The 15,974-nt window shown below is 66.3% G+C and carries 15 protein-coding genes; 5 read left to right on the forward strand and 10 right to left on the reverse strand.

Features of this window, described 5'->3' with window-relative positions:
- Positions 1-20: 20 nt before the first annotated feature.
- A complete protein-coding gene (gene dinG, locus EDC62_RS04480) occupies positions 21-2,276 on the reverse strand; it encodes an ATP-dependent DNA helicase DinG (protein WP_124220861.1) in 2,256 nt (751 codons plus the stop codon).
- A gap of 203 nt (positions 2,277-2,479) precedes the next feature.
- On the opposite strand from dinG, the gene groES reads away from it, so the two are divergent.
- Positions 2,480-2,770 carry a co-chaperone GroES gene (gene groES, locus EDC62_RS04485; RefSeq protein WP_124220863.1) on the forward strand — a complete coding sequence of 97 codons (291 nt, stop codon included), beginning with the start codon at positions 2,480-2,482 and terminating at the stop codon, positions 2,768-2,770.
- 60 nt (positions 2,771-2,830) lie between these two features.
- Positions 2,831-4,471 carry a chaperonin GroEL gene (gene groL / locus EDC62_RS04490; protein WP_124220865.1) on the forward strand — a complete coding sequence of 547 codons (1,641 nt, stop codon included), beginning with the start codon at positions 2,831-2,833 and terminating at the stop codon, positions 4,469-4,471.
- 202 nt (positions 4,472-4,673) lie between these two features.
- Here the strand turns inward: groL and EDC62_RS04495 are convergent, their stop codons facing one another.
- Positions 4,674-4,862 carry a hypothetical protein gene (locus tag EDC62_RS04495; RefSeq protein WP_124220868.1) on the reverse strand — a complete coding sequence of 63 codons (189 nt, stop codon included), beginning with the start codon at positions 4,860-4,862 and terminating at the stop codon, positions 4,674-4,676.
- 66 nt (positions 4,863-4,928) lie between these two features.
- On the opposite strand from EDC62_RS04495, the gene EDC62_RS04500 reads away from it, so the two are divergent.
- Together EDC62_RS04500 and EDC62_RS04505 are read left to right on the forward strand one after the other, a co-directional pair.
- Positions 4,929-5,219, forward strand: coding sequence for a nucleotidyltransferase family protein (locus EDC62_RS04500; RefSeq protein ID WP_124220870.1), 291 nt, complete (start codon positions 4,929-4,931; stop codon positions 5,217-5,219).
- The gene (locus EDC62_RS04505) at positions 5,216-5,578 is read left to right on the forward strand and encodes a HepT-like ribonuclease domain-containing protein (protein WP_124220872.1); all 363 of its coding nucleotides are present in this window, start codon (positions 5,216-5,218) and stop codon (positions 5,576-5,578) included. The genes EDC62_RS04500 and EDC62_RS04505 overlap by 4 nt, the downstream gene beginning before the upstream one ends.
- A 51-nt stretch (positions 5,579-5,629) precedes the next feature.
- Here the strand turns inward: EDC62_RS04505 and pgi are convergent, their stop codons facing one another.
- From pgi to EDC62_RS04545, 8 genes are all read right to left on the reverse strand, one after another.
- Complete coding sequence (gene pgi, locus EDC62_RS04510) at positions 5,630-7,216, reverse strand: glucose-6-phosphate isomerase (RefSeq protein WP_124220875.1); 1,587 nt, start codon at positions 7,214-7,216, stop codon at positions 5,630-5,632.
- A 6-nt stretch (positions 7,217-7,222) separates the two neighbouring features.
- Positions 7,223-8,176: a transaldolase gene (gene tal, locus EDC62_RS04515; RefSeq protein ID WP_124220877.1), complete on the reverse strand. Its 954-nt coding sequence runs from the start codon at positions 8,174-8,176 to the stop codon at positions 7,223-7,225.
- A gap of 49 nt (positions 8,177-8,225) precedes the next feature.
- Positions 8,226-9,245 carry an ABC transporter ATP-binding protein gene (locus tag EDC62_RS04520; RefSeq protein WP_124220880.1) on the reverse strand — a complete coding sequence of 340 codons (1,020 nt, stop codon included), beginning with the start codon at positions 9,243-9,245 and terminating at the stop codon, positions 8,226-8,228.
- A complete protein-coding gene (locus EDC62_RS04525) occupies positions 9,242-10,222 on the reverse strand; it encodes an ABC transporter ATP-binding protein (protein WP_124220882.1) in 981 nt (326 codons plus the stop codon). Before EDC62_RS04525 ends, EDC62_RS04520 begins: the two co-directional genes overlap by 4 nt.
- 24 nt (positions 10,223-10,246) lie before the next feature.
- The gene (locus tag EDC62_RS04530; protein ID WP_124220884.1) at positions 10,247-11,182 is read right to left on the reverse strand and encodes an ABC transporter permease; all 936 of its coding nucleotides are present in this window, start codon (positions 11,180-11,182) and stop codon (positions 10,247-10,249) included.
- Positions 11,183-11,191: 9 nt separating this feature from the next.
- Entirely contained in the window at positions 11,192-12,775 is a 1,584-nt protein-coding gene (locus EDC62_RS04535; RefSeq protein WP_124220886.1) for an ABC transporter substrate-binding protein, read from the reverse strand.
- Between the two features lie 58 nt (positions 12,776-12,833).
- Positions 12,834-13,814, reverse strand: a complete 981-nt coding sequence (locus EDC62_RS04540; RefSeq protein WP_124220888.1) for an ABC transporter permease — start codon at positions 13,812-13,814, stop codon at positions 12,834-12,836.
- 205 nt (positions 13,815-14,019) lie between these two features.
- Positions 14,020-14,985 (reverse strand): porin, encoded by a 966-nt coding sequence (locus EDC62_RS04545; protein ID WP_170159007.1) that lies wholly within the window; start codon positions 14,983-14,985, stop codon positions 14,020-14,022.
- A 248-nt stretch (positions 14,986-15,233) separates the two neighbouring features.
- Here EDC62_RS04545 and coq7 point away from each other — a divergent pair, with 248 nt between their 5' ends.
- On the forward strand, positions 15,234-15,923 hold the full coding sequence (gene coq7, locus EDC62_RS04550) for a 2-polyprenyl-3-methyl-6-methoxy-1,4-benzoquinone monooxygenase (RefSeq protein ID WP_124220892.1): 690 nt from the start codon (positions 15,234-15,236) through the stop codon (positions 15,921-15,923).
- Positions 15,924-15,974: the final 51 nt, after the last annotated feature.

Genomic DNA, 15,974 nt, shown 5'->3' on the forward strand with positions numbered 1-15,974 from the left:
GGGGCTTGCTCAGGAGTCCCCTACCCCAGCGCCGTCTCCCGCCCCTCCACGTCGCGCCGCACCAGCGGAAAACCCGGCAGGCCGCGCAGCAGGCGTTTGCCGTAGCCCGTGCGGGTCAGGCGCCGGTCGTAGCAGGTGACGTAAGCGTGGTCGGTTTCGGTGCGGATGGCGCGGCCGGCCCATTGGGCGAGGCGGATGGCGGTGGCGGGGATGACGAGTTCGTTGAACGGGTCGCGCCCGGCCGCGCGCAGCCACTCGGCCCGCGCCTCCTCCACCGGGTCGTCGGGGCTGGCAAACGGCAGCTTGGTGATGAAGAGGTGCTCGCACAAGGCGCCGGGCAGGTCCAAGCCTTCGCCAAAGGACTGCATGCCGAAAATGATCGACGGCTCGCCGGCCGCCACGCGCTCGCGGTGGCGGGCCAGCAGCACGCTGCGCGGCCATTCGGTCTGCACCCACACGCGCGCGCGCAGGCCCTCGGGCAGCGCCTGCACGGCCACGCGCATCTGCTCGCGCGAGGTGAACAACACCAGCGCGCCGCGCTCGACGGCGGCCAGATCGGCGACGAGGCGCTCGGCCAGTTCGGCATTGAAGGCGGCCGCGTCTTTGGGGTCGGCGCGGGTTTCGACGATGGTGAAGCGCCCCTGGGTTGCGTAGTCGAACGGACTTTCGACCTCGAGCGCGCGCACGTCGGGGTCGGCCGCGAGGCCGCTTTCGCGCAGGAAGAAGTCGAACTGCCCGCAGCTCGTGAGCGTAGCCGAGGTCAGCACCGCGCCGCGCACCTGCGGCCAGAGGTGCGTGCGCAGGGTCGCGCCGCTGAGGATGGGGCTGGCGTGCGCGCGCAGCACGACGAAATCACCTTCGACGCTGCTGCTGAACCATTTGGCCATCGGCAGGCCGCCCTCGCCTGCGGGCGCATCGGACGCATCCGGCGCGGCGTCGCTCGGGCGCCATGCGGTGACCGGCGGCGCGAGCAAGGCGCGGGCTGTGGCATACACATCGTCGAGGCGCGGCGCCAGCGTGCCGATCTGCGCATACAACGCCGAGAGGCGCCGCGCCTCGTCGGGCTTGTCGCGGATCTCGGCCTTGAGCGCGCGCGCGACGGCGCTCACGGCGGCCAGCAGCGCTTCGGACGTCGCCTGCAGCAGTTGCAGCGGCTCGTCGAAGGCTTCGGGCAGCGCGCCGCGCGGCAGCCGCACCCGCGCGGGCCCAAAAGCATCGCCGCCGGCGCGCAGCGTGTCGCCCCAAGCGTCCATGGCCAAGCGCGCCAGATCGGCCAGCGTCTGGCGGATTTGCCCGGCCAGCCGCGGCACGTCGACGACCTCCGACACCGCGAGCAAACCGCCCGTACGCACCACGCGGGTCGCCAGGCGCTCGAGCCAGAGCGTGCGCGAAAGATCCATCGCGTGCGAAAACTGGTCGAGCGCGGTGGCGGGCAAGTGGTGCGCTTCGTCGAGCACGAGCAGGCAGTGATCCAGCTCCGGCAGCAGCCGCGCGCCCAGCGACGACAGCAGCAGATCATGGTTGGCCACGATGACCTGCGCGCCCACGAGCTCCTTGCGTCGCTCGTAATAGCTGCACTGGCCAAACAGCGGGCAGTGTCGCCCGGTGCAGCTGCGCGCGTCGGCGCCCACCGGCGCCCAGAGGTCCGCCTCGGGCGGCGTGGGCAGGCTGTCGCGGTCGCCGTCCCAGAGCTTGGAGGCCAGCGCATGCGTGAGGCTGGCGTAGAACTGCAGCCGCGCGCTCGCGCTGTGGCGGCTGGCCGCGCCGGCGTCGAGCGGTTCGTCGGGCTCGGCGTCTTCGTCGAACAGCGCCACCTCTTCGCCGCCGCTGAGACGGTTGAGCTTGAGTTTGCACACATAGCGCCCGCGCCCCTTGGCGAGCGCAAAGCGAAACGGCTGCGGCATTTGTGCGGCCAGCTGGGGCAGGTCCTTGTTCACCAGCTGCTCCTGCAGCGCCACCGTGGCGGTGGAAATCAGCACCCGCGTGCCGCGCGCAAGCGCCAGCGCAATCGCCGGTGCGCTGTAGGCGAGCGATTTGCCCACGCCCGTTCCCGCCTGGATGACGGCAATCGCGCGGCGCGGCGCGGCCTCACCACCGCCGGCGGTCTGCTCGGGCTTGCCCAGCGTGACAGCACAAAACGTCTGCGCCACGGCTTCGGCCATGCGGCGCTGACCCGGACGCGGGCGCAGCTCACCCGCACCCGCCGCCAGCACGGCATCGAACGCGGCAAGCGCGTCGCGCGCGAAGGCATCGGAAGCATCGGTATCGGCAGACATGAAGGTGGAAGTGTTGCACACCGCGCGCGCGGGCCGGATGCCGCGCGGGGCCTTGAAAGCACGCGGTTTGACCGTATCATTAGCACTCGGTTCGCGCGAGTGCTAACATTCGCGCCCGCAGAGTGAAGGGAGTGCCGGCAGCCTGAGCCGCCGACGCTTCCCGCTTCATCCAACGTGCATCCATCTAACCCATAGGAGATCTCATGAAACTGCGTCCTCTGGCTGACCGCGTGATCGTCAAGCGTGTCGAAAGCGAAACCAAGACCGCCTCCGGCATCGTCATTCCCGACAACGCGGCCGAAAAGCCCGATCAGGGTGAAGTGATTGCCGTGGGTCCGGGCCGCACCAACGACAAGGGCGAAGTCAAGCCCCTGACGGTCAAGGTCGGCGACCGCGTGGTCTTCGGCAAGTACAGCGGCCAGACCGTCAAGGTCGATGGCGAAGAACTGCTGGTGATGAAGGAAGACGACCTGTTCGCGGTCGTCGAGAAGTGAACCCCGCCCAGCGCACTTCGCGTGTGAAACCTACCCTTTTTTGAATACGGAGAAACAGACATGGCAGCAAAAGACGTCATTTTCGGTGCAGATGCACGCCACCGCATGGTTGAAGGCGTGAACATCCTGGCCAACGCGGTCAAGGTCACGCTCGGCCCCAAAGGCCGCAACGTGGTGCTCGAGCGCTCGTTCGGCGCGCCCACCGTCACCAAGGACGGTGTCTCGGTCGCCAAGGAAATCGAGCTCAAGGACAAGCTCCAGAACATGGGCGCGCAAATGGTCAAGGAAGTGGCTTCCAAGACCAGCGACAACGCCGGTGACGGCACCACCACCGCGACCGTGCTGGCGCAAGCCATCGTGCGCGAAGGCATGAAGTACGTGGCCGCGGGCATGAACCCGATGGACCTCAAGCGCGGCATCGACAAGGCCGTCGACGCCCTGATCGCCGAGCTGAAGAAGGCATCCAAGCCCACCACGACCAGCAAGGAAATCGCCCAGGTCGGCTCGATCTCGGCCAACAGCGATAGCTCGATCGGCCAGATCATCGCCGATGCGATGGAAAAAGTCGGCAAAGAAGGTGTGATCACCGTCGAAGACGGCAAATCGCTGCAAAACGAGCTGGAAGTGGTCGAGGGCATGCAATTCGACCGCGGCTACCTGTCGCCCTACTTCATCAACAACCCGGACAAGCAGGCCGCAATCCTCGAAAACCCCTTCGTGCTGCTCTACGACAAGAAGATCAGCAACATCCGCGACCTGCTGCCCACGCTCGAAGCCGTGGCCAAGGCCGGCCGTCCGCTGCTCATCATTGCCGAGGACGTCGAAGGTGAAGCCCTGGCCACGCTGGTGGTCAACACCATCCGCGGCATCCTGAAGGTCTGCGCCGTCAAGGCTCCGGGCTTTGGCGACCGCCGCAAGGCCATGCTCGAAGACATCGCCATCCTCACGGGCGGCAAGGTCATTGCCGAGGAAGTGGGCCTCACGCTCGAGAAGGTCACCCTGGCTGACCTCGGCCAGGCCAAGCGCGTCGAAGTCAGCAAGGAAAACACCATCATCATCGATGGCGCTGGCTCCCCCGCCGACATCGAAGCGCGCGTCAAGCAGATCCGCGTGCAGATCGAGGAAGCCACGAGCGACTACGACCGCGAGAAGCTGCAAGAGCGCGTGGCCAAGCTCGCCGGCGGCGTGGCCGTCATCAAGGTCGGTGCCGCCACCGAAGTCGAGATGAAGGAGAAGAAAGCCCGCGTCGAGGATGCCTTGCACGCCACCCGCGCTGCGGTGGAAGAAGGCATCGTCGCTGGTGGTGGCGTCGCGCTGCTGCGTGCCCGTCAAGCCGCTGGCGAGATCAAGGGCGACAACCACGACCAGGACGCCGGCATCAAGATCGTGCTGCGCGCGATCGAGCAGCCGCTGCGTGAAATCGTGGCCAACGCCGGTGGCGAGCCCAGCGTCGTCATCAACAAGGTGCTCGAAGGCAAAGGCAACTTCGGCTTCAACGCCGCCAACGACACCTATGGCGACATGCTCGAAATGGGCATTCTGGACCCGACCAAGGTCACCCGCACCGCGCTGCAAAACGCCGCGTCGGTCGCCGGCCTGATGCTCACCACCGAGTGCATGGTCGCCGAAGCGCCGAAGGAAGAAGCGCCCGCTGCCGCCGGCGGCATGGGCGGCATGGGTGGCATGGGCGACATGATGTAAGTCGCAGCCCGGGTCCACGCATGCGGGCCCGGCTGGCTCCCGCCACCGAGAGCCACTTCCAAAAAAGCCCCGCGGGGTTCGCCTGCGGGGCTTTTTCTTGGGTATCCGGATTTGAGTGTGTTTCTGGCGTCTAAGTTGTGCCGTATAACCAGATGTTGCTGTTGCTTTCCGTACCGTGTTTGTTTAAAAACCAAATTTCAACCTAAATCCGGCAGTTGGGCGCGCCCGGTCGGGTCGTCATCGGGCGCGAGGGCAAGGCGCAAACCACAGCCATGGCGGGCGCCATGGCGAGGATTTGCAACGCCGCCCCCGCACCCGAGGGCGGCTCGAACGGGTGCGCAGCGCTCACCCAAACGGTGAACGGTCTCCGCACCGAAAATTGTTGAAACATCAACACCTTGCTTTTCGCGAGTAGCGGTCAACAGCCGGATTTAGGTTCATTGTGGGAGAAGCGCACATGAAGCCCTCTGATGCCTTGGCCTCGAACCGTGCCGCAATCCGGCGTGTGGTCGAGTCGCACCGTGCCCGCAACGCTCGGGTGTTCGGTTCTGTCCTGCGCGGTCAAGACACCGACAACAGCGACTTGGACATCCTCATCGATCCGACGCCGGAAACGACCCTTTTCGACATTGGCGCGATCCGCCATGAACTCCGGAAGCTGCTTGGCGTGCCTGTGGACGTGCTGACCCCCAACGCGCTGCCCGACAAATTCCGGGCCTCAGTGCTCGCGGAAGCTCGCCCTGTATGAGTCGCGAGCAGCAACGCCTTGCAGACTATCTCGCGCACATCGCGGAGGCCATCGAGCGCATCGACCGCTACACCGAGGACATGGACGAAGTGGCATTCCTGAATAACGAGTTGGTGCAGGACGCCGTGATTCGCAACCTCGAGATCATCGGCGAGGCCAGCAACAACATCGAGAAGCTTTACCCGGATTTCGCGGCTGCGCATCCCGAACTGCCGTTGTCGTTCGCCTACCAAATGCGAAACGCTGTGGCCCACGGATACTTCAAGGTGGACTTTGAAATCGTCTGGAGGACGATTCACAGCGACCTTCCGGGCTTGCACCAACAGGTGTGCCAGCTCGTCGATCTCCCGCGGGCATGAGAAGACAAAAATTTTTATAGCAAAACCCGACCACCCGGCGCGGGGAAGTGGCTATTTCTTCTCGAAAAACGGTGCCAGACGGCCGATCAGGCCCGCTGTGGCGGCATCCAGACCGGTCACATCGCCGCTCAAGAGCCGAGGGGTGAGATCGCGCGCGAGCGCTTTGCCCAGCTCCACGCCCCACTGGTCGAAACTGTCGATGCCCCAGAGTGAGCCGCTCACGAACACCCGGTGCTCGTAGAGCGCGAGCAGCGCGCCGAGGCTGCGCGGCGTGAGATCTTCGAGCAGAAGGAAGCTGCTGGGCCGGTTGCCGGGGAAATGCCGGTGGCCGCCCGGATCATCTTGACCGACCATCAGCGCCCGCGCCTGCGCCAGCGCATTGGCAACCAAGCCCGCATGATGCCCGACCAGCCCATGGCGCGCGCGCGCGACCGCGAGGAACTCGACCGGAATCACGTCCGTGCCCTGGTGCAGCAACTGGAAAAAGGCATGTTGGCCGTTGGTGCCGGGCTCCCCCCAAACCACGGGCGAAGTCGGCAGCGTGAGCGCGCGGCCGCGCAGATCGACGCGCTTACCGTTGCTTTCCATCTCGAGCTGCTGCAGATAGGCCGGCAACCGCGCCAGCCCCGCGTGGTAGGGCGCGACGCAGCGGCTGCCAAAACCCAGCACGTCACGGTTCCACAGATCGAGCAGCCCCAGGCGCGCCGGCAGATTGGCCTCGAGCGGCGCGGTGCAAAAGTGCGCGTCCATCGCATGGGCGCCGGCCAAAAAAGCGCGAAAGCCCTCGGCCCCGATCGCGATCGCCAAGGCCAGCCCCACCGCCGACCAGACCGAGTAGCGCCCGCCCACCCAGTCCCAGAAACCAAACGTGGTCTCGATCCCAAACGCGCGCGCGGCCTCCACGGCCGTCGTGATGCCTACGAAATGCCGCGCCACATCACGCCCTCCCTGCGCCAGAAACCAGTCGCGGGCCGAATGCGCGTTGGTCAAGGTCTCGAGGGTCGTGAAGGTTTTGGAGACGACGAGGAACAGCGTGCGCTCAGGTGCCAGGCCGGCGAGCGTCTGGGCCAGTTCATGCCCGTCGAGGTTGCTCACGAAATGCACGCGCGGCCCGGCGGCGCCCCAGGCGGCCAGCGCCTGCACCGCCATGCGTGGCCCGAGGTCTGAGCCGCCGATGCCGATGTTGACCACATCGGTCATGTCCGGGTCGGCCCGAACCGCCTCGGCGTAGGCCAGCATCCGCTCCAGCGTCTCGAGCACCGCCCGGTGCAGCGGCGCGAGTGCGGGCGTCGGCCAGCCCGCGATCGCGCTGCCCACAGCCGGCGCGCGCAGCAAGGGGTGGAGCGCGGCGCGGCCCTCGGTGGTGTTGACCGGCTCGCCGGCAAAGAGCGCATCGCGGTGGGCTTCGAGCCCGCAGGCGCGCGCCAAGGCCAGCAGCTGAGCCTCGGCCGCCGCGTCGATGCGGCTGCGCGACCAATCGGCAAACAGCTCAGGCGCGCCCTGGCTCAGACGCGCGAACCGCTCGGGGTCCCGCGCAAAAGCCGCGCGCACATCGAAATCCGGCTGCGCCGCAGCGAGCCGGGTCAGCGCCGCCCACTCGGGCGTTTCATCGCAACGCGGGCGCTCTCTCCAATCCATCGGCCTTTACCCTCCCGCACCCAGCAGCGCGTCGAGTTTGCGCGCATCGACGCAAAAGGCACGGATGCCTTCGGCGAGTTTTTCGGTCGCCATCGCATCCTCGTTGAGCGCGAAGCGAAATTCCGCCTCCCGGTAATGCACTTCGGGCAACTCCATCGCGCGCGCCGCCTGCGGGTCGAGCGCACGCTCCACCGGCGCGTCGCTCGCCGCGAGTTGCGCGAGCAGCTCCGGGCTGATGGTGAGCAATTCGCAACCGGCCAAGGCCAGAATTTGCCCCGTGTTGCGAAAGCTCGCTCCCATGACCTCGGTTGCGATGCCGTGGTGGCGAAAGTAATTCCAGATCCGCCGCACCGACTGCACGCCCGGGTCGTACGCGCCGGCGTGCTCGGCCTCGACCCAGGAAGCGCCCGCAGCCTTTTTGTACCAGTCGTAAATGCGGCCCACGAAGGGCGAGATCAGCCGAACGCCGGCGTCGGCGCAGGCCACCGCCTGGCAAAACGCAAACAGCAGCGTGAGGTTGGTGTGGATGCCTTCGCGTTCGAGCGTGCGCGCGGCCTCGATGCCCTCCCAGGTCGCGGCGATTTTGATGAGCACGCGGCGCTCGGTGTCCACGCCCTCGGCGCGATACAACGCCGCCAGCCGCCGCGCCCGCGCCACCGTCGCCTCGGTATCGAAGCTCAGCCGCGCATCGACCTCGGTCGACACCCGACCCGGCACCCGATCGAGAATTTCGCAGCCAAAGCGCACCAGCAGCCGGTCCACCCGCTCATCCAGCGGCGCGGCGCCGTGCGCGGCCTGTACCTGTGCGAGCAAAGGCGCATAGGCGGGCTTTTGCACCGCCTTGAGGATGAGCGTAGGGTTGGTGGTCGCGTCCTGCGGCCGGTAGGCCGCGATGTCGTTGAAATCCCCCGTGTCGGCAACGACCACGGTCCATAGGCGCAAGGCATCGAGAGCGTTCATGCGCCGCATTATCGGCATTGCCGTTGACGGTCGTCTGAAGACTGCGGGCTCAGACGCGCCCCTCCTCCACCGCATGGCAGGCAACCTGCACCCCGGCCAAGGTCTGCAGCTGCGGGCGTTCGCTGCGGCAACGCGCATTCGCCCAGGGGCAGCGTGGGTGAAAGCTGCAGCCCGGCGGCGGCGACAAGGGGTTGGGCACCTCGCCCTGCACCGGCGTGCGGGCGCGGCCGGTGTCGCGCAGCTTCGGGATGGCGTCGATCAGCATGCGCGTGTAGGGGTGGCGCGGCGCCGCGAACAGCGTGCGCTTGTCGGCCAGCTCCACCAACCGCCCGAGGTACATCACACCGATGCGGTCGCTCATGTGGCGAACCACGGCCAGGTTGTGCGAAATGAACAGGTAGGTCAGCCCCCGTTCGCGCTGCAGGTCTTTCATCAGGTTGAGCACCTGGGCCTGCACCGACACGTCCAGCGCCGAGGTGGGCTCGTCGCACACCAGAAACTCCGGATGCGTGGCCAACGCCCGCGCGATCGAGATGCGCTGGCGCTGACCGCCCGAGAACTGGTGTGGGTACTTCGCCATGTCCCGCCCGGACAGGCCCACCGAGGCCAGCAGTTCGGCCACGCGCTCGCGCAAGGCCTGCGCGCCCGTGGCCAGACCGTGCTCGAGCAAGGGCTCGGCGACGATGTGCTCCACCGTCCAGCGCGGGTTCAGGCTGGCGTACGGGTCCTGAAAAATCATCTGGATGCGGCGGCGAAACGCCAGCGCGTCGGCCGAGCGGAAGGCCGCATGCGCATCCATGCCGTCGAACTGCACCGTGCCGCGGGTGGGCGCATACAGCCCCACGAGCAGCCGCGCCACCGTGCTCTTGCCGCAGCCGGATTCGCCCACCAGCGCCAGCGTGGCGCCGCGCGCGATCTCGAAGCTGACGCCGTCGACCGCATGCAGGACCTGCCGGCCCTTGCGCTCGAGTACGCGGTTCAGCCAGGGCGCCGACACATCGAAATCCATGGCCAGGTCGCTCGCCTGCACCAGCGTCACGCGCTGCTCCTGTTGGGCGCGTGTGCTCATGCGCGCACCCCCTCGGCGGCATCGGCATGCAACCAGCATGCGGCTTGGGTGGCGCCGGCAAGCAGCAACTCGGGCCTTTCGCTGCGGCAGCGCTCGAACGCGCGCGGGCAGCGCGGGTTGAAGGCGCAGCCGCGCGGAATCGCATCCAGCCGGGGCATGCTGCCCTCGATCTGGTAGAGGTGATCGACGTCCGCGCTCATATCGGGAATCGCCGCCATCAGCCCCGCGGTGTACGGGTGGGCGGGGTGGTTGATGACCTGGTGCACCGGCCCGATCTCGGCCACGCGTCCGGCGTACATCACCGCAACGCGGTCGCAGGTTTCGGCAATCACGCCCATGTCGTGGGTGATGAGCATCACGGCCGCCCCGTGCTGGGCGCACACGCGCTTGAGCGGCGCGATGATCTGCGCCTGCACCGACACGTCGAGCGCTGTCGTCGGCTCGTCGGCCACGATGAGCTTGGGCTCTGCGGCCAACGCCAGCGCAATCACCACCCGCTGGCGCATGCCGCCGGAGAACTGGTGCGGATAGTGGTCGATGCGCTGCTCCGGCGCCGAGATGCCGGTGTCGCGCAGCAGCGCGATGGCCCGCTCGCGGGCCTGCGCCGGCGTCACGTTCAAGTGGGTGCGGATGGTCTCGATGAGTTGCCGGCCCACGGTGTAGAGCGGGTTCAGCGAGGTCAGCGGGTCCTGGAAGATCGCGCCGATCTTGCGGCCGCGGATGTGCCGCATGGCCTCGTGCGGCAGGCCGTCGATGCGTTCCCCCTCGAGCCGGATTTCCCCGCTGGCGATACGCCCCGGGGGTTCGAGCAAACCGATGATCGCCGCACCGGTGAGCGACTTGCCCGCTCCCGACTCGCCCACCACGCACAGCACCTCACCCGGCGCGATGTCGAAGGAGACGCCATCGAGCGCCCGCAAGGTGCCGCGCCGCCCGGGGAACTCGACCACCAGGTCTTTGACTTGTAGAAGACTCATGCCTGCAGTTGATGTGGCCTCGGATCAGCGCAGGCGCGGGTTCAGCGCGTCACGCAGCCAGTCGCCCAGCAGGTTCACTGACAGCGCAATCAGCACCAGCATCGCACCCGGAAACACAGTGATCCACCACTCGCCCGAGAACAGGTAGTTGTTGCCGATGCGGATCAAGGTGCCCAGAGAAGGCGCCGTGGGCGGCGAACCCACGCCGAGGAAGGACAGGGTGGCTTCGGTGATGATGGCCGTGGCCACCTGGATGGTGGCCAGCACCAGCACCGGGCCCATCACATTGGGCAGCACATGCCGGCGCATGATGCGCAGCGGCGCCACACCCGTCACGCGCGCGGCCTGCACATATTCCTTGTTGCGTTCGACCAGCGTGGATCCGCGCACCGTGCGCGCGTACTGCACCCAGCCGGTCAGTGAAATCGACAAAATCAGCACGCCAAAGGCCAGCCCCTCATTGGCGTTCGGGAACAGCGCGCGGCCCACGCCCGCAATCAACAGTGCGACCAGAATCGCCGGAAACGAGAGCATCACGTCGCACAGCCGCATCAGCGCGGCATCGACCCAGCCGCCGCGAAACCCGGCCACCAAGCCCAGCGTCACGCCCACGAGCACCGAGAGCGCCACCGAGGCCAGTCCCACGACCAGCGAAATGCGCGCGCCGAAGATCACGGCCGAGAGGATGTCGCGCCCTTGATCGTCCGTGCCCAGCAGGTACTTGCGCGAGCCTTGTTCGCTCCAGGCTGGCGGCAGGCGCGCGTCGCTGAGTTCGAGCGTGCTGAGGTCGAAGGGGTTGTGCGGCGCCACCCAAGGCGCAAAGGCAGCGCAGAACAGGCAGACGAAAGCGATCAGCGCCGCGCCCACCGCCACCGGCGAGGTGCGGAAACTGTGGACGAGGTCGCTGTCGAGCCAACGCGCCACGCCTGCGGCGGCGGGCGTCGAAGAAGTCTCGGCCATAGCGGACGGTTACGGCTTTACGACCACGTATTTCCAGGGCATGCCGTTGTCCGGCCACTGCACGAGTTCAACGTTCTTCTTCGCGCCCCAGTTCAGCGCCTGCTGGTGCAGCGGGATGTGGCCGATCTCGTCCTGGTGGATCTTGAGCGCTTCGTGAATCATCTCGTTGCGCTTCTTGTCGTCGGTCTCGGACGCCACCTTGGCAGTCAGTTCGTCCACCCGGGCATTGCTGTAGCTGCCGAGGTTGAACTGGCCGCGCCCGCCCTCCCCGGGCGTGGACATGATGGGGTAGAGCACGTTGTGCGCATCAACCGTACTCGGCGTCCAGCCCAGCATGTAGAAGCTGGTGTTGCGGCTGAGAATCTTGGGGAAGTAGGTGGCCTTGGTTTCGGCCTCCAGGTTGATCTTCACGTTGATCTTGGCCAGGTTGGCCGCCACCGCCTGGCAGATCGCGCTGTCGTTGACGTAGCGGTCGTTCGGGCAGTTCATCTTGACCTCGAAGCCATTGGGGTAGCCGGCCTCGGCCATGAGCTTCTTGGCCGCTTCGACATCGTAGGGCAGGCGTTTTTCGAGGTCTGGTGCGTAGCCGCGGATTTGCGGTGCCAACAGTGTGGCGCGCGGCGTGGCCGCACCACGCATCACGCGGGTTTTGATGCCCTCGATGTCGATGGCCTGGTAGAAGGCCTGACGCACGCGCTTGTCCTTGAACGGGTTTTTGCCCTTGACGTTGGAGAACAACAGCTCGTCGCGCTTTTGGTCCATGCCGAGGAAGATCACCCGCAGCTCCGGCCCTTGCAGTACCTTGAGCTTGGGGTTGTTCTTCACGCGGTCCACATCCTGCACCGGCACGGGCTCCATCACGTCCACCTCGCCCGAGAGCAGCGCGGCGACGCGGGTAGCATCATTGCCGATGGGGGTGAAGATCACCTCGTCCACATTGCCGTCGATCATGCCCCAGTAATTGCCGTTGCGCACGAAGCTGGTGCGCACACCGGGCTGGCGCTCGCGCAGGCGGTAGGGGCCGGTGCCGTTGGCCCGGAACGAAGCCGCGTTCTCGATGCCTTTGCGACGGTCCACGGGGCGAGTGGCCTGATTGGTTTCACACCACTTCTTGCTCATCATGTGCCACTGCGTGAACAGCTCGGGCAAGATGGGGAAAGGGGCGTTCAGCACGAAATCCACCGTGTGGTCGTCGATGCGCTTGACCTCCTTGATCTGGCCAACGTAGCTCTTCATGTCCGAGCCCTCGCCCTTGGCGCGCTCGTAGCTGAAGATCACGTCGTCGGCGGTGAACGGCGTGCCGTCATGAAAGGTCACGCCTTTGCGCAGCTTGAAGCGCCAGGTGGTGGGCGAAGTCTGCGTCCATTCAGTGGCCAGCGCCGGCGTGAGCTTGTAGTCGCGTCCGCGCGTGACCAGCGGCTCATACACATTGCCCAGCACCGAGAGCTGCAGCGACTCGTTGAGCGAATGCGGGTCCATCCCCAAGGCGTCGCCCTGGTTGGCCACACGCAAGGTCACGGCCTGCGCGCCAAGGGCGAAACATCCAAAGCCCGCGACGAGGGCTGCAGAGACGAGGTGGCGCTTGAACTTCATGGTCTGGCTCCTTGTGAGCAGTGAAAAATGGGTTGCGACAGGTTCTGGAGACCGGTTTTCAGTGCGCGCGGCCGCCATCGCTGCGCAGGCGCGGGTCCACCGCGAAATAGAGCAGGTCGACGATCAGGTTGATGACGACGAAGATCAGGGCGATCAGGCACAGATACGCGGCCATGACCGGAATGTCGGCAAAGCCCACGGCTTGAATGAACAGCAAGCCCATGCCCGGCCACTGGAACACGGTTTCGGTGATGATGGCAAACGCAATCAGGCCACCGAGCTGCAGCCCGGTGATGGTCAGCACGGGCACCAGCGTGTTTTTGAGCGCGTGGCCGAAATGGATGGCGCGGTCAGACAAGCCGCGCGCGCGGGCAAACTTGATGTAGTCGGTGCGCAGCACCTCGAGCATTTCGGCGCGCACGAGCCGCATGATGAGTGTGAGCTGGAAAATCGCAAGCGTGGTGGCGGGCAAGATCAAATGGGCCCAGCCGTCGCGCGTGAGCAGCCCGCTGCTCCACCAGCCGAGGGACACGGTGTCGCCGCGGCCAAAGCTCGGCAGCCAGTCGAGCGTGACCGAAAAGACCAAAATCAACAAAATGCCGATCAAAAACGTCGGCAGCGACACCCCCAGCAAAGACAGCGTCATGAGCGTCTGCGCGAGCCACGAACCCCGCCGCAGCGCCGCCACCACGCCCATGGGGATGCCGATCAAAACCGCGAGCGTCGCGGCCACCAGGGCCAATTCCATCGTGGCCGGGAAGCGCTCGGCGATCAAGCGCGAGACCTTGGCACCCTGGCGCAGACTCAAGCCAAACTCACCCTGCACCGCGTTGAGCAGGAAATGCCAAAACTGCACGAAAAAAGGACGGTCCAGCCCCAAATCGGCGCGCAAGGCGCGGATCTGCTCCGGCGTAGCGTCCTGCCCCAGGAGGAAGACCACGGGGTCGCCCACGTACTGAAAAAGCAAAAACGCAATGAACGCCACCGAGACCATGACGATCAAGGCCTGGATCAGGCGGCGCAGGATGAAGGCAAGCATGCGGCGGTCGGGTCGGCAAACGTCCGGAACAGCGTTGTGACGAGCCTAGCAGAGCAAGCCGCGTGCCGGCTTAGGGGTTTTCGCGCGGTGTCGGCCCTTGGGCAACGCTGAATCAGGGCAAGGCTGCCCATCCGCCCACAAAAAAGCCGCCCGAAGGCGGCTTTTGGGAACCGATCACACAAGCAGCCCAACGGCTGCTGCACGATCAGAAGTTGTGGCGCAGGCCGAGGGAATAGCCGTTGACGGCTTCAGGTTGCTTGCCCTTGCCGTCGCGCATGTAGACGGCATAGGCGAAGGTGCGCTTGGACAGGGGGTACTTGGCTTCGAGCAGGTAGTCGCTGTCCTTGTACTCGGAGTCGCGCGCGTAGTCGAAGGTCAGGCCGACGGCGCCGACGTTGCCGCTCACGCCCAGGGTGTAACCCTTGGCGAGAATGGTGCCGCTGTTGGTTTGCGACTTCTGGATCGAGGCAGCGACGGCAGCGGGGCCGAAGTTGTACTTGCCGCCCAGCGCATAGCCTTTGTTGCCGTCTTGCACTTTGTTGTAGGCGAAGGAGGCAACGATCGGGCCGTTGGCGTAGGTGGCGGACAGGTCATACTTGCCCTTGGGGTCAGCAGCGGTGCCATACACAGCGTTACCCTTGAGGATGGTGCTGGCGCTGAAGCTGAAGCCCGAGAAATTGGGCGAGTTGTACATCACGACGCCGCTGTCACGGGGACCGGCACCAGCGAAACCGAACTGGTTGGCCACCACGGAGTAGTTGGCGGTACCGGTCAGTTCCCAGGAAGCGATGCTGTAAAAGGAGGTGGTCAGCGTGCGGCCGCCACGGATTTCACCGAAACCGCCCATCAGGGACATGTTGGCGGCACGGGAGAACAGCTGACCGCCGCTCTTATTGCCGGAGCCGTCGGCCAGCGACAGACCGCCTTCGAAGTTGAAGCCCGCCTTGAGGCCGCCACCGAGGTCTTCCACGCCCTTGAAGCCGAAGCGCGAGGTGCCGTTGTTCAGGGTGTTCGAAGCGATGGCCTGGAACTTGTCATTGGCGAGGCCGAGACCAGCCTTGTTGGTCTTGCCGACGGCCATGTCGGCGACGCCGTACAGGGTGACGGAGGACTGGGCGAAAGAGGCGCCGGCGGCAGCCAGGGCAGCCAGGGCAATCAGGGTCTTTTTCATTGCAGGTTTCTCCAAGGTTGAACAGAGGGCGCCGGTGACAAACGCAGCGCCCATGCAGGGGGTCATGAGCGCACGCCCTTCGACCGGGCCAACCTCCTTTTCGGAAGTTGGGTCTATTGCACCAGAGCCGGGCGGCTTAGGCAAAGAAAATGATGCGTTCGGGCCCGCATCCGTTGCCCATTTGCAACAGTGCGGATCAATACCCGGCTCAGCATCGATGACCGAGGCTGTGGAAGAATGTAGACGCCATGAACCTTGCCCCGCCCCGCCCGCTCGAACCCCGTCCCCTGGACGCCTGGATCACCGCCTTAGACACCGCCTTGCGCACGCTGGCCGCGCCGCCGCGCGCCACCCGGCCCACGCCGCGGCCTGCAGAACCCGGCGCGCCCGGTGACGACGCGCCAGCGGCCGATTCCGCCCTGCCCGAGCCGGTGCGGCGCGAAACCGGGGCGCTGATGCGCGTGAACCATGTGGGCGAGGTCTGCGCCCAGGCGCTGTACACGGCGCAGGCGCTTGCCACGCGCAACGCTGCGCTGCGCGCGCATTTTCTGCACGCGGCGCGGGAGGAGACCGACCACCTGGCCTGGACGCGCGAGCGCATCGAGGCGCTGGGCACGCACCCTTCGTGGCTCAACCCCTTTTGGTATGGGGGCGCGTTTGCCATTGGGCTTGCGGCCGGGGCCATCGGCGGCGACCGCGCAAGCTTAGGTTTCGTCGTGGAGACCGAGCGCCAGGTCGAAGCCCATCTGGCCGGGCACTTGGAGCGCATCCCGGAGACCGACGCGGCGTCGCGCGCCATCGTGGCGCAGATGATGGCCGACGAAGCGCGTCACGCCGAGGCCGCACGCGCCGCAGGCGCCGCCGAGCTGCCCGCGCCGATCCCGGCCCTGATGCGGCTCGCCGCGCGCGTGATGACGACCGTCGCGCACCGGATTTGAAATGCGGCTGAAAGGCAAGGCTGAAAATTCCCGCGTTTTTGCCGGGCAGCC

Origin of the sequence: Tibeticola sediminis (genome assembly GCF_003843835.1) — a bacterium.
Lineage (GTDB): Bacteria > Pseudomonadota > Gammaproteobacteria > Burkholderiales > Burkholderiaceae_C > Tibeticola > Tibeticola sediminis.